This window comes from Streptomyces aurantiacus JA 4570 (genome assembly GCF_000414115.1).
GTDB lineage: Bacteria > Actinomycetota > Actinomycetes > Streptomycetales > Streptomycetaceae > Streptomyces > Streptomyces aurantiacus_A.
On record NZ_AOPZ01000401.1, the window covers coordinates 1 to 13,712 of the forward strand.

Here is a 13,712-nt window from a genome sequence, read left to right on the forward strand (position 1 = left end):
GGGCGGGTGGGAGACCCCCCCCGCGGAGCGGCGGAGGAACCCCCGGTACGGGGCACAACGACACCCACCCGCGGCCAGGGCGGGCAGCCCCGGGCGCGGGTGGGTGGGTGAACGGCGATCGGGACTAGCTCTCCGCGGAGTCCGCGGCCTTCCGGGTGCGACGACGCCGAGGCTTGGCCACGGGGGCGTCCTCCGCGGTCGCGGCGGCCTCCGCCGTGTCGGCCTGCGCGGCAGAGCTCACCGCGGCGTCGCCCCCCGCTCGGGTGCGCCGCCGCCGACGCGGCGCACGCGGCGCGGCCTCCTCCGCGGCGGCAGGCGCAGCCTCGGCCACGACGGACACGGCATCGGACGCGGCGACGGCGGACACAGCCGCGTCGGACGCCGTCACGGCAGCCGCGGCCGCACCGTCGAGCGGGGCACCCGCACGGGTACGACGCCGGCGCCGCGGCGTACGCGCGGGCCGCTCCTCGGTCTCCTCCGCCTGCGCCCGGCCACCGGCACGCTCACCGGAACCACCGGACCGCTCACCGGAACGCTCGCCACGCCGCGAGCCACCGCGGGCGGCGGAGCCACGGGAGCCGCGGCCACCGGTCTCGCCCAGGTCCTCGACCTCTTCGGCGTCGAGCCCGGCCCGGGTGCGCTCGGCACGCGGCAGGACACCCTTCGTACCGGCGGGGATGTTCAGTTCCTCGTACAGGTGCGGGGAGCTGGAGTACGTCTCGACCGGGTCGTTGAACTTCAGGTCGAGCGCCTTGTTGATCAGCTGCCAGCGCGGGATGTCGTCCCAGTCGACGAGCGTGATCGCGATGCCCTTGGCGCCCGCGCGGCCGGTGCGGCCGATGCGGTGGAGGTACGTCTTCTCGTCCTCCGGCGACTGGTAGTTGATGACGTGCGTGACGCCCTCGACGTCGATGCCGCGGGCGGCGACGTCGGTGCACACCAGCACGTCGACCTTGCCGTTGCGGAAGGCCCGCAGGGCCTGCTCGCGCGCGCCCTGGCCCAGGTCGCCGTGCACGGCGCCGGAGGCGAAGCCGCGGCGCTCGAGCTGCTCGGCGATGTCGGCGGCCGTCCGCTTCGTACGGCAGAAGATCATCGCGAGTCCGCGGCCCTCGGCCTGGAGAATGCGGGAGACCATCTCCGGCTTGTCCATGGAGTGCGCGCGGTAGACGAACTGCGCGGTGTTCGCGACGGTCTGGCCCTCGTCGTCCGGCGCGGTGGCGCGGATGTGCGTGGGCTGGGACATGTACCGGCGGGCGAGGCCGATGACGGCGCCCGGCATCGTCGCGGAGAAGAGCATCGTCTGGCGCTTCACCGGAAGCATGTTGATGATCTTCTCGACGTCGGGCAGGAAGCCCAGGTCGAGCATCTCGTCGGCCTCGTCGAGGACGAGGCACTTGACGTGCTTCAGGTTCAGCTTGCGCTGGCCGGCCAGGTCGAGCAGTCGGCCCGGGGTGCCGACGACCACGTCGACGCCCTTCTTGAGGGCCTCGACCTGGGGCTCGTAGGCACGGCCGCCGTATATGGCGAGGACGCGGACGTTGCGCGCCTTGCCGGCGGTGAGCAGGTCGTTGGTGACCTGCTGGCACAGCTCACGGGTGGGGACGACGATGAGGGCCTGCGGCGCCTCGGTCAGCTGCTCGGGCTCGGCGCGGCCCGCCTCGACGTCCGCGGGGACGATGACGCGCTCGAGCAGCGGGAGGCCGAAGCCCAGCGTCTTGCCGGTGCCGGTCTTGGCCTGGCCGATGACGTCGGTGCCCGAGAGGGCGACGGGGAGCGTCATCTCCTGGATGGGGAAGGGGTTGATGATGCCGACGGCCTCAAGGGCCTCGGCCGTCTCGGGAAGGATTCCGAGCTCTCGGAAAGTCGTAGTCAGGGCAATGCCTCTTCTGTGAGACGCGGCGCGAGGCGAACGCTGGGGGTCGTGACCGTGCCGGGGACTGTCGGCCGCCTGTGGAAAGAGCCGGGCGAGCCGGTGGTACGGGACCACTGCCGACGCTCGAGCGCTCACACCGCTGAGGGGGTCCCTCCGCATGCCGTACACACAGTGCGTACCGCTCTGGAGGGCTGTCTGGTCGGAGCCGATCGGGCCACCGACCGGGCATCCTCATTCATGCGGCCCGTCGAATATTCGGCGGGCGCATTACCACTGTACCCCGGAATCTCGCATACGTGTCCGGCGATTTGGTCACGTCGTGGTCGTCACAGTGGCTGACCAGGCCCTTACGCCCTGGGGCAGGCGGGCTATTGTGCGCTTCATGGAGACGCCTGACACCGCCGCACAGCCCCCCGAATCCCCCGAATCCGCCGCGGACGCCCCGGCCCCCACCGGGGTCGCCGCCCAGGACTGGGCGAAAGCTTCCGCCGACCCGCAGTACCGCGCCGCCGTCGTGGATCTCCTCGGCGCGCTCGCGTACGGCGAGCTGGCGGCGTTCGAGCGGCTCGCGGAGGACGCGAAGCTGGCGCCGACGCTCGCCGACAAGGCGGAGCTGGCGAAGATGGCGTCCGCCGAGTTCCACCACTTCGAGCAGTTGCGGGACCGGCTCGCGGCGGTCGGGCAGGAGCCGACGGCGGCGATGGAGCCGTTCGTCGAGGCGCTCGACGGCTTCCACAAGCAGACGGCGCCGTCCGACTGGCTTGAGGGCCTGGTCAAGGCGTACGTGGGCGACTCGATCGCCAGTGACTTCTACCGCGAGGTCGCGGCGCGGCTCGACGTGGACACGCGCCGCCTCGTCCTCGGTGTCCTCGACGACACCGGGCACGCCAGCTTCGCCGTCGAGAAGGTGCGGGCCGCGATCGACGCCGATCCGCGGGTCGGCGGACGGCTCGCGCTGTGGGCGCGGCGGCTCATGGGCGAGGCGCTTTCGCAGTCGCAGCGGGTGGTCGCCGACCGGGACGCGCTGTCGACCATGCTGGTCGGGGGCGTCGCGGACGGGTTCGACCTCGCGGAGGTCGGGCGGATGTTCTCCCGGATCACCGAGGCGCACACCAAGCGGATGGCCGCGCTGGGCCTGGCGGCCTAGGCGAGCAGCCCTGCATCCACCGGCCGCCAGGCCCTAGGCAGGCACCTGGCGGCGGTGCAGGCGGCGGGTGGGGCGTACCAGCAGGGACAGCAGCGCGGCCGAGACGGCGAGGGCGCCGACGAGGGTCGCGGGCGTGTGGCCCGAGCCGAGCGCCATGTGCGTGATGAACGCTCCGATCAGCGCTCCGCCCACCCCTGTCGCAAGGACCAGCGTCCGCGCGGGCAGCCGGTGGGGCAGACGGCGGGCCGTCGCCCAGGCCAGGGCCAGGCCGATGAGTGCGGAGCCGAGCGCTTCGAGGATCACGGTGTGTTCCCTCCCTCGTGGCCAGGTGCAAAACGGTCGTAGCCGGTCTTACCCCTAGGTGTCGGAACGCAATCCTCCCTGCACCCCGCGCCCCGAAGCGTGTTCAAGGACACGGCCACGGCACAGCTCAGCAGGACGAAGGAAGGGCCCGGTGGCAGTCGCCACCGGGCCCTTCCTTCGTCCTGCTGAGCGTGCGCTGTCCTACAGGGCGCCGAAGCCCACCTTGCGCACCGTCGGCTCGCCGATCTCCACATACGCGAGGCGGTCGGCCGGCACCAGGACCTTGCGGCCCTTGTCGTCCGCCAGGGTCAGCAGCTGGGCCTTGCCCGACAGGGCCGCGGACACCGCGCTCTCGACCTCCTCGACGCTCTGACCGCTCTCCAGAACGATCTCGCGAGGCGCGTGCTGCACGCCGATCTTGACCTCCACGCTTTGTCCCTCCGACGGTCAGTGATGTGCGCGGCCGCCCGCGCCGTACCCAGCACAGATTAGCCCGGAGAGGGGACGGGAACGGCTCCGGCCGTGCAGCCAGGAGCGAACACGGTGACGGCGGGCGGCGGGAACAAACGCGCGGTCGGTGACCCCTCGGCGCGCGGCCGGCGGGACTCGGGCGCGATCAGTGGCCCTCGGCGCCGTGCAGCGGGAAGCCGGCGATGCCGCGCCAGGCCAGGGAGGTGAGCAGCTGCACCGCCTTCTCGCGCGGTACGCCGCCGTCGCTGTGCAGCCAGTAGCGCGCGACGACCTGGGCGAGGCCGCCGAGCCCGGAGGCCAGCAGCATCGACTCGGACTTGGACAGGCCGGTGTCCTCCGCGATGACCTCGCAGATCGCCTCCGCGCACTCCAGGGTGACCTTGTCCACGCGCTCGCGGACCGCGGGCTCGTTCGTCAGGTCCGACTCGAAGACCAGCCGGAACGCGCCGCCGTCGTCCTCGACGTACCCGAAATAGGCGTCCATCGTCGCCGCGACGCGCTGCTTGTTGTCCGTGGTGGACGCGAGCGCCGCGCGGACCGCCTGCAGGAGGTTCTCGCAGTGCTGGTCGAGCAGCGCGAGATAGAGGTCGAGCTTGCCGGGGAAGTGCTGGTACAGCACCGGCTTGCTGACGCCCGCGCGCTCGGCGATGTCGTCCATGGCCGCCGCGTGGTACCCCTGGGCGACGAAGACCTCCTGGGCCGCGCCCAGAAGTTGATTGCGTCGGGCACGGCGCGGCAGGCGTGTGCCCCGCGGGCGTGCCGCCTCTGTCTGCTCGATGGCTGTCACGCCGCCTCCCAAAGTCGTCCTTGTGCTGCGGTGTGCGCCGCGACGCCATCGTACTTTTCGGTAACTGTGATGTGCGCGGTGCGAGCGCAGAATTTCACGGACTGGATGCCCTCAACAGTCCCCGGCAGCCGTGCGTAGCAGGGCAAACACGGGCAGCTCCGTGTTTGTCGTCCGGCGCGGAGCGGGCGGGGACGGCGCGGGGCGCTGCTCCTGATCAGCGGTAGTCGTCCTCGTCGAGGGACACCACGCGGGCCTGTTCGGCCAGGTCGGCCTCGTTGGCGGCGTTCGGGTCGGCGTCCTTGAGGGAGTCGTCCCGCTCCGGCGCGAGGTCGGTGTGCTGTTCCGCGGAGTCGGCCTCCGGGGTCTCCGGGCTGCTGTTCTCGTCCTCGGTCTCGAAGGTGTCGGGGTCGCTGGGATCGACGGTCATGTGGACTCCTCGGCTCTCTTCCCTGGGGCCTGCTCTGTCCCTGTTTCCCCGGGTTTCCCCGGGGGTGCTTCCCTGGGTTTCCCTGGGGCCTGCCTTCATGCCTTGCGAGCCTCTTGGTCCTCTTCCCTCCGATTGGTCCTCTTCCCTCCGAGCCTAGGGAAGACCCGCACGGGCCGCTACGCGATCTCTCCGGGATCTGTGATGCCGAACACGCGATCCCACGCGTGATCGTCTCGTAACATTGCCCGCATGTCTTCGACCGAGTTGCCGGACGTGCTGGCCGCCGTCGCCGTCCCCAAGCCGGGCGCCGTCGCCGTCGCCGAGGGCGAGCGGCTCGACTCGGTCGCCCTTCCCGGGCTCACCCTGAACGTGCGCTCGCGCCCCTCGGCGCGCTCCGGCCTGCCGCCCGCGTTGTACGTGCACGGGCTCGGCGGGTCCTCGCAGAACTGGTCGGCCCTGATGCCGCTGCTCGAGGACGTCGTGGACTGCGCGGCGCTCGATCTGCCGGGCTTCGGCGACTCGCCGCCGCCGGACGACGGCGACTATTCGGTGACCGGGCACGCGCGCGCGGTCATCCGCTATCTGGACGCCGCCGGGCGCGGCCCCGTGCATCTGGTGGCCAATTCGCTGGGCGGCGCCGTGTCGACGCGGGTCGCCGCGGTGCGGCCGGACCTGGTGCGCACGCTCACGCTGATCTCGCCCGCGCTGCCCGAGCTGCGGGTGCAGCGCGCGGCGGTGCCCACGGGGCTGCTCGCGGTGCCCGGCGTCACGGGCCTGTTCACCCGGCTCACCAGGGAGTGGTCGGCCGAGCAGCGGGTCCGCGGCGTGCTCGGTCTCTGTTACGGCGATCCGGCGCGGGTCACGCCCGAGGGCTTCAGGGCCGCGGTGCGCGAGATGGAGCGGCGGCTCGCGCTGCCGTATTTCTGGGACGCGATGACGCGCTCCGCGCGCGGCATCGTGAACGCCTACACGCTGGGCGGTCAGCACGGTCTGTGGCGGCAGGCGGAGCGGGTGCTCGCGCCGACCCTGCTGGTGTACGGCGGCCGGGACCAGCTCGTGTCGTACCGCATGGCGCGCAGGGCGTCGGCCGCCTTCCGCGACTCGCGGCTGCTGATGCTCACGGACGCGGGACACGTCGCGATGATGGAGTATCCGGAGACCGTCGCCGCCGCGATCCGTGAACTGCTCGCCGACACGGGCGAGTTGCCCGTGACCGATGCCGCGACTGATGCCGTGCCCGATGCCGTGGCTGATACGGATGAGGTCGTCGGCGCGGATGAGTTGAGTGATCCGCGTGGGGTGCGCGATCGTGGCGGTGTGAGTGACCACCACGATTCGGGTTCGAGGAGCTGAGGCGCCGCGTGGGACGTCATAGCCGCCGGGGCCCGGGCGACACCTCGGACAACAGCAGTACCTCCGGCATACAGCGGGCCGGTGCCGGAAAGGGCGAGGCCAAGGGCGCCGCCCCCGGCCCCGGCCGCCGCAGGCGCGGTGCCGACGCGCCGGACGGCACGCCCGCGCACGGCATCCCGCAGGCGACCCCGCCGGGCGGGGTTCCGCGGCACACGCCTCCGCATGGGGTTCCGCAGCACACGCCCCCGCACGGCGTCCCTCGCCCCGCCCCGCACGTCCGCGGCGGGCACCCCGAGCAGCGTGAACCCGGCGGCGGCTGGGGCGAGGTCGGGGGTGACGCGGCCGGGCCCCGGATGGGGGCCGGGTACGGCGTCGTGCCGCCGCAGCAGCCCGGAGCCAGGGGACGCGGGCCCCGCCGGGAGTACGTCGACGCGTTCGGCGCCGACATCGACGACCCGGACGTGTTCGACGACACCGGCGGCATCGCCGGCATCGGCGACCCCGACGACGCGGACTTGTTCGCGGCCGGATCGGCCACCGCCAGGCGCACCCCGCCGCGCGACCCGTACGAGTCCGTGACCACCTGGGACACCGACGGGCCCGGCGGTGGCGGGAACGACGGCGACGACGACGAGGACGACTGGTCGTACGGAGACGACGGCCACCCCGACGCCCAAGCCGCCCCGGCCCGCGAGAAGAACCGCGGGCGCACCGTCACCGGCATCGCCGCGGCCGCCGTCACCACCGTCCTCGCCGTCATCGTGGCCGGTCAGGTCGCCGACGGGGGCAAGGGCGACGGCCCGGCCCCCCGGGCCGCGGAGAAGGGCGACGGCCGCGACGACCAGGACTCCGAGGCGTCCCGCTCGGACAACCGCCCTACGCCGTCCGACCCGGCGCCCGCCCGCCCGGCGACGTACGACGAGAAAATGGGCAAGAAGTATCCGCTGGACGCGAAACTCAAAGCGGCCGGGGACTTCGATGTGATTCGCGGTTTCGACAAGGCGCCGGGCAAGGGACAGAAGTTCCGTTACCGCGTCGACGTGGAGAAGGGCATGGGCCTGGACGGCGCGCTGTTCGCGCAGGCCGTGCAGAAAACCCTGAACGACGACCGGAGTTGGGCGCACGGCGGCGCCCGGACTTTCGAACGGATCTCCTCCGGAAAGCCCGATTTCGTCATTACGCTGGCCAGCCCGGGAACCACCGCGAAATGGTGCGCGAAATCCGGTCTCGACACCTGGGAACAGAATGTGTCGTGCGATTCGGCCGCCACGAGCCGCGTGATGATCAACGCCTATCGGTGGGCGCAGGGCGCCAGGACCTACGGCGACCGCATCCACCCGTACCGGCAGATGCTGATCAACCACGAGGTGGGCCACCGCCTCGGCTACGGCCACGTCGACTGCCGCCGCGACGGCGAGCTCGCGCCCGTCATGCAGCAGCAGACCAAGTTCCTCGACCACGACGGCATCCGCTGCAAGGCCAACCCCTGGGCGTTCCCAGAGAGTTGAGCGGCCCGGGCGCCGGCCGCGGCGCCGGGGCGGGGGGACGAACCGGGCCTCGCGTTGACATTCCGCGCGGCATCATCCATATTTCTCCGCATGTCGATCCGTCACGCCTCCGCGAGCGCAGCCCTTGAGCTGGCGCTGTTCGGCGTGACCGCGCTCTGCGTGGCCGACATTCACTGTCGCTGACGCCCGCCCCGGCGAGTGCGTCGCTTTTGCTTCGTTTTCTGTCTGCTCTGCCGCATTTCTCCCTGCCGTGTGCCTGAACCGCCTTTTTCGTGCGGTGTGCACGGCGCGGTGCGGCAGGTCTGAAGCCGCACTCGGCGCCCGTCGCCCGGGGTGGGCTCTCGCGAATCCCTGATTCCTTCTCCCTTTCGCTTTCCGATTCGCTTTCCGAGAGGCACTCCGATGCGTCTGCGTCGTCAGAAGTCCGTCATATCCCGCCGCGTGGCAGCGGCATCCGCCAGCCTGGTCGTCCTGGCCTCGGGCGCCGCCGCCTGCGCGGGCCCCAAGGACAAGAACGACGCGGGCGGCGGCGACGGCAAGCCGCGGCAGGGCGGCACCCTCACCGTCCTCAACAGCGACCCGCAGAGCGACTTCGACCCGGCGCGCCTGTACACCTCCGGCGGCGGCAACGTACCGAGCCTCGTCTTCCGCACCCTGACCACCCGCAACCGCGAGGACGGCGCCGAGGGCGCGAAGGTCGTCCCCGACCTCGCCGAGAGCCTCGGCAAGCCGAGCGAGAACGCCACGGTGTGGACGTACAAGATCAAGAAGGGGCTCAAGTTCGAGGACGGCTCGCCGGTCACGACCAAGGACATCAAGTACGGCATCGAGCGCTCCTTCGCCGCCGAACTGTCCGGCGGCGCGCCCTTCCTGCGGGACTGGCTCATCGGGGGCGACAAGTACCAGGGCCCCTACAAGGACAAGAAGGGCCTGAAGTCCGTCGAGACCCCGGACGACCGGACGATCGTCTTCCGGCTGAACAAGCCCGTCGGCGACTTCGACTACGTGGCCACGCAGACGTCGTTCGCACCCGTCCCGAAGGCCAAGGACAAGGGCACCAAGTACGAGGAGCACCCGGTGTCGACCGGCCCGTACAAGGTCGTCAAGAACTCCGGTGACGGCGAGCGGCTGCAGCTGGAGCGCAACCCGCACTGGTCCGCCGCGACCGACGCCGAGCGCAAGGCGTACCCCGACAGGATCGACGTGCGCTCCGGCCTCAACTCGTCCGTCATCAACCAGCGGCTCTCCGCGAGCCAGGGCGCCGACGCCGCCGCCGTCACCACCGACACCAACCTCGGGCCCGCCGAACTCGCCAAGGTCAGCGGCGACAAAAAGCTCGCCGCGCAGGTCGGCACCGGCCACTTCGGCTACACCAACTACCTCGCCTTCAACCCGAAGGTGAAGCCGTTCGACGACCCGAAGGTCCGCCAGGCCGTCTCCTACGCCGTCGACCGCACCTCCGTCGTCAACGCCGCCGGCGGCTCCTCGCTCGCCGAGCCCGCCACCACCTTCCTGCCGAACCAGAAGTCCTTCGGATACACGAAGTTCGACCACTTCCCGGCGGGCGCGTCCGGCAACCCGAAGAAGGCCAAGGAGCTGCTGAAGGAGGCCGGCCACAAGGACGGCCTGACCATCACCCTCACGCACTCCAACGCCAAGAACTTCGAGACCGGCCCGGAGATCGCCACCGCCCTCCAGGACGCCCTGAAGAAGGCCGGCATCACCGTCAAGCTCCAGGGCCTGGAGGACAACGACTACGAGGACAAGGTCCACGACGCCAAGGACGAGCCCGGCCTGTTCCTCGCCCACTGGGGCGCCGACTGGCCCTCCGGCGGCCCGTTCCTGTCGCCGATCTTCGACGGCCGTCAGATTGTCAATGATGGATACAACTTCAACTCCAGCTTCCACAATGACAAGTCGGTCAATGCGGAGATTGATGCGATCAACAAGTTGACCGACCACGACGCGGCCGCCAAGAGGTGGGGCGCCCTCGACAAGAAGATCGGCGCCCAGGCCCTGAACGTGCCGCTGTTCCACCCGGTCTACAAGCGTCTGTACGGCAAGGACGTCAAGAACGTCGTGATCAGTGACTGGACGGGCGTCCTCGACGTCTCCCAGGTCGCGGTCAAGTAGGGCCGGCCAGGTCAACCTGTCATGAGTGAGGCCCTGTTGGCCTCGGAGACCCCGGGGGCGGGCGCCACGACGGCACCCGTCCCCGCCTCCGGAGCCCGTCAGTTCTGGCGGCGGCTGCGCACGCAGCGCGCCGCCCTCGTCGCGGCGGCGGTCGTCGCCCTGCTCGTCCTGGTCGCGCTCGCCGCGCCCCTGCTCACCGCCCTGGAGGGCCAGGACCCCACCTCGTACCACCCCGGACTCGTCGACTCCGCCCGCGGCGGCGTGCCCGTCGGACCGCTCGGCGGCATGAGCGCCGAGCACTGGCTCGGCGTCGAACCGGGGACCGGCCGCGACCTGTTCGCGCGCCTGGTCCATGGAGCGCGCGTCTCCCTCGGTGTCGCCCTCGCGGCCACGCTGATGCAGGTCGTCATCGGTGTCGCCGTCGGGCTCGCCAGCGGGCTCGGCGGGCGCCGGCTCGACCAGACGCTCAGCCGCGCCACCGACGTCATGGTGGCGCTGCCCCTCATGGTGCTCGCCCTCGCGCTGCTCGCCGTCGTGCCCAGCAGCTTCCCGCGGCCGGTGCTCGTCGCCCTGGTCGTCGGCTTCGTGGGCTGGGGCGGCGTGGCGAAGGTCGTGCGCGCCGGGACCATCTCCCTGAAGTCGCTCGACCATGTGGCGGCGGCCCGGCTCAGCGGCTGGGGCGCCGTGCGGATCGCGCGCCGCGAGCTGCTGCCCGCGCTCGCCGCGCCCGTCATCACGTACGCAGCGCTGCTCGTCCCCACGAACATCACCGTCGAGGCGGCCCTGTCCTTCCTCGGCGTCGGCGTCAAACCGCCCACCGCGTCCTGGGGCCAGATGCTCACCTCGGCCGACGTCTGGTACCAGGCGGCCCCGCAGTACCTGCTGCTGCCCGCCGCCGCGCTGTTCGTGACCGTGCTCGCGCTGACCGTCCTCGGCGACGGGGTGCGCACGGCGCTCGACCCGCGCGCGGCCTCCCGGCTGCGCATCGGCACCGGCCGGAAGCGGGAGGACGGCTCATGACCGCGACCGTGTCCGCTTCTGTGTCCGCTTCTGTGCTCACGAAGGCCCGCGGGTTCGGCGGTCTGCTCGGCGGCGGCTTCACCGGCTTCGTCGTACGCCGCGCCCTCGGCGCCGTCGTCACCCTCTTCGTGCTGACCGTCGTCATCTACGCCGTCTTCTACGTGGCGCCCGGCGACGTCGCCCAGATCACCTGCGGCCCGCGCTGCTCGCCCGCCCAAGTGCAGCAGGTCTCCGAGCAGTTGAAGCTCGACGACCCGATATACGTGCGGTACCTGGACTTCCTGCGCGGCATCTTCGTGGGCCACGACTACTCGACCGGCACCAGCGTGCTGCACTGCGACGCGCCCTGCCTCGGCCTGTCGTACCAGACCGACCAGCAGGTCACCGAGCTGATCCTGAACAAGGTGCCGGTCACCGGGTCGCTCGCGATCGGCGCGATGGTGCTGTGGCTGATCCTCGGCGTCGGCACCGGCGTGCTCTCCGCCTGGCGCCGCGGCCGCGCCACCGAGCGGATCCTGACCGCCGTCACCCTCGCGGGCACGGCCACGCCCGTGTTCGTCATCGGCCTGCTCCTGATGATCCTGATCTGCGGCCAGCTGCAGTGGCTGCCGTTCCCGCAGTACGTGCCGTTCACGGAGGACCCGCAGCAGTGGGCGTGGAACCTGCTGCTTCCCTGGGTGTCCCTCGCCCTGATCGAAGCCGCCAAGTACGCGCGCCTGACCCGCTCCTCGATGCTGGAGACCCTCGCCGAGGACCATGTGCGCACCTTCCGCGCGTACGGCGTCGGCGAGCGGTCCATCGTCGGCAAGCACGCCCTGCGCGGCGCGCTCGCCCCGGTGATCGCGCTCAGCGCCAACGACTTCGGGTCGATGTTCGGCGGCGCCCTGCTCACCGAGACGCTGTTCGGGCTGCCCGGGCTCGGGCGCGAGCTCGTGCAGGCGGTCCGGGTCGTCGACCTGCCGGTGGTCGTCGGCATGGTCCTCGTCACCGGCTTCTTCGTGGTCCTCGCCAACGCCGTCGCGGATGTGCTGTACGCGGTGGCCGACCGACGGGTGGTGCTGTCATGAGCCTCGAAAGCCTCGTACAAGTGGAGGACCTCGGCGTCGAGTTCGGTGCCGTGCGCGCCGTGGACGCGGTCTCCTTCACGCTGGCCGAGGGCGCCGCGCTCGGCCTCGTCGGCGAGTCCGGCTCCGGCAAGTCGACCGTCGCCGCCGCGCTGCTCGGGCTGCACCGCGGCACGGGCGCCCGGGTGACCGGATCCGTGCGGGTCGGCGGGGTCGACGTGGCGCGGGCCGGGGAGGCCGAGCTGCGGCGGCTGCGCGGCGGGGGCTGCGCGGCGGGGTCGCCGCGATGGTCTTCCAGGACCCGCTGTCCTCGCTCGACCCGTACTACGCCGTCGGCGACCAGATCGCCGAGGTGTACCGCGCCCACTCCGGAGCCTCGCGCCGGGCGGCACGCGCGCGTGCCGTCGACGTGCTCGACCGGGTCGGCATCGCGGACGCCGCGCGGCGCGCGCGTTCCCGGCCGCACGAGTTCAGCGGCGGCATGCGGCAGCGCGCCCTGATCGCCATGGCCCTCGCCTGCGAGCCCGACCTGCTCATCGCCGACGAGCCCACCACCGCCCTCGACGTGACCGTGCAGGCGCAGATCCTCGACCTCCTGCACACGCTGCGCGAGGAGACCGGCATGGGCCTGCTCCTGGTCACCCATGACGTGGGCGTCGCCGCCGAGAGCGTGGACGACGTGCTCGTCATGCGCGGCGGGCGCGTGGTGGAGCGCGGCGGCGTGGCCCAGGTGCTCGGGGCGCCCCAGGAGACGTACACGAAGGATCTGCTGGGTGCCGTGCCGCGCGTGGACGCGGCCCGTGCCAGCCGCCCCGCGGCCACCGGTGCCGAGGGCGACGTGGTGGTCGAGGCCGAAGGGCTGCGGCGCGAGTTCGGGCGCGGCAGGCGGGCCTTCGCCGCCGTCGACGGGGTCTCGCTGAGCGTGCGGCGCGGCGAGACGCTCGGCATCGTCGGCGAGAGCGGCAGCGGCAAGACCACCCTCGGCCGGATGCTCGTCGGGCTCCTGGAGCCGACGGCCGGGCTTCTCCGCCACGGGGGTGTGGAGAAGTCCGGCAAGGGGGTCGTGCCGGGGGTGCAGATGGTGTTCCAGGACCCCGTCTCGTCCCTCAACCCGCGGCGCTCGGTGGGCGAGTCGATCGCCGACCCGCTGCGCGCCCGGGGCGACCGCGACGAGGACGCGATCCGCGCCCGCGTACGGGACCTCATGGAGCGCGTCGGCCTCGATCCGGCGCACTACGGCCGCTACCCGCACGAGTTCAGCGGCGGCCAGCGCCAGCGCGTCGGCATCGCGCGGGCGCTCGCCGCCGAGCCGCGCCTCATCGTCTGCGACGAACCGGTCTCCGCCCTGGACGTCACCACGCAGGCGCAGGTCACGGCCCTGCTGGCCGAGCTGCAGCGGGAGCTGGGGCTCGCGCTCGTCTTCGTCGCACACGATCTGGCGGTGGTACGCCAGGTCAGCGACCGGGTCGCGGTGATGCGGCGCGGGCGGATCGTCGAGTACGGAACCGTGGACGAGGTGTACGGATCGCCCCAGGACCCCTACACCCGGCAGCTGCTCGCGGCCGTGCCCGCGCTGGATCCGGTGGCCGCGGCGGCGCGGCGCGCGGCGCGGCGGGCGTCCGCGTC

11 protein-coding genes and 2 pseudogenes are annotated in these 13,712 nt (G+C 72.0%); 8 read left to right on the top strand and 5 right to left on the bottom strand.

The window, feature by feature from the left end; genetic code table 11:
* Positions 1 to 139: 139 nt before the first annotated feature.
* A pseudogene (locus tag STRAU_RS31770) lies at positions 140 to 1,987 on the bottom strand (DEAD/DEAH box helicase); the annotation flags it as partial.
* A gap of 268 nt (positions 1,988 to 2,255) precedes the next feature.
* On the opposite strand from STRAU_RS31770, the gene STRAU_RS31775 reads away from it, so the two are divergent.
* Positions 2,256 to 3,020, top strand: coding sequence for a ferritin-like fold-containing protein (locus STRAU_RS31775; RefSeq protein ID WP_052029374.1), 765 nt, complete (start codon positions 2,256 to 2,258; stop codon positions 3,018 to 3,020).
* A gap of 33 nt (positions 3,021 to 3,053) precedes the next feature.
* Here STRAU_RS31775 and STRAU_RS31780 read toward each other — a convergent pair whose 3' ends face one another.
* The 4 genes from STRAU_RS31780 to STRAU_RS31795 form a co-directional block, all read right to left on the bottom strand.
* Positions 3,054 to 3,323 carry a hypothetical protein gene (locus STRAU_RS31780; protein WP_016644515.1) on the bottom strand — a complete coding sequence of 90 codons (270 nt, stop codon included), beginning with the start codon at positions 3,321 to 3,323 and terminating at the stop codon, positions 3,054 to 3,056.
* 201 nt (positions 3,324 to 3,524) lie between these two features.
* Positions 3,525 to 3,752, bottom strand: coding sequence for a DUF3107 domain-containing protein (locus STRAU_RS31785; protein ID WP_016644516.1), 228 nt, complete (start codon positions 3,750 to 3,752; stop codon positions 3,525 to 3,527).
* A gap of 187 nt (positions 3,753 to 3,939) precedes the next feature.
* Positions 3,940 to 4,581 carry a TetR/AcrR family transcriptional regulator gene (locus tag STRAU_RS31790; protein ID WP_016644517.1) on the bottom strand — a complete coding sequence of 214 codons (642 nt, stop codon included), beginning with the start codon at positions 4,579 to 4,581 and terminating at the stop codon, positions 3,940 to 3,942.
* Between the two features lie 214 nt (positions 4,582 to 4,795).
* Positions 4,796 to 5,008, bottom strand: coding sequence for a hypothetical protein (locus STRAU_RS31795; RefSeq protein ID WP_016644518.1), 213 nt, complete (start codon positions 5,006 to 5,008; stop codon positions 4,796 to 4,798).
* A gap of 249 nt (positions 5,009 to 5,257) precedes the next feature.
* On the opposite strand from STRAU_RS31795, the gene STRAU_RS31800 reads away from it, so the two are divergent.
* From STRAU_RS31800 to STRAU_RS31825, 7 genes and pseudogenes are all read left to right on the top strand, one after another.
* Positions 5,258 to 6,361 (top strand): alpha/beta fold hydrolase, encoded by a 1,104-nt coding sequence (locus tag STRAU_RS31800; protein WP_016644519.1) that lies wholly within the window; start codon positions 5,258 to 5,260, stop codon positions 6,359 to 6,361.
* Between the two features lie 8 nt (positions 6,362 to 6,369).
* Entirely contained in the window at positions 6,370 to 7,869 is a 1,500-nt protein-coding gene (locus STRAU_RS31805) for a DUF3152 domain-containing protein (RefSeq protein WP_016644520.1), read from the top strand.
* 90 nt (positions 7,870 to 7,959) lie between these two features.
* A complete protein-coding gene (locus tag STRAU_RS44540) occupies positions 7,960 to 8,052 on the top strand; it encodes an Ms4533A family Cys-rich leader peptide (RefSeq protein ID WP_310592296.1) in 93 nt (30 codons plus the stop codon).
* A gap of 219 nt (positions 8,053 to 8,271) precedes the next feature.
* A complete protein-coding gene (locus STRAU_RS31810; protein WP_052029375.1) occupies positions 8,272 to 10,002 on the top strand; it encodes an ABC transporter substrate-binding protein in 1,731 nt (576 codons plus the stop codon).
* Between the two features lie 21 nt (positions 10,003 to 10,023).
* Entirely contained in the window at positions 10,024 to 11,022 is a 999-nt protein-coding gene (locus STRAU_RS31815) for an ABC transporter permease (protein ID WP_016644523.1), read from the top strand.
* Positions 11,019 to 12,089, top strand: a complete 1,071-nt coding sequence (locus tag STRAU_RS31820) for an ABC transporter permease (protein ID WP_078621662.1) — start codon at positions 11,019 to 11,021, stop codon at positions 12,087 to 12,089. The genes STRAU_RS31815 and STRAU_RS31820 overlap by 4 nt, the downstream gene beginning before the upstream one ends.
* A pseudogene (locus tag STRAU_RS31825) lies at positions 12,086 to 13,712 on the top strand (dipeptide ABC transporter ATP-binding protein); the annotation flags it as partial. The gene STRAU_RS31820 and the pseudogene STRAU_RS31825, both read left to right, overlap by 4 nt.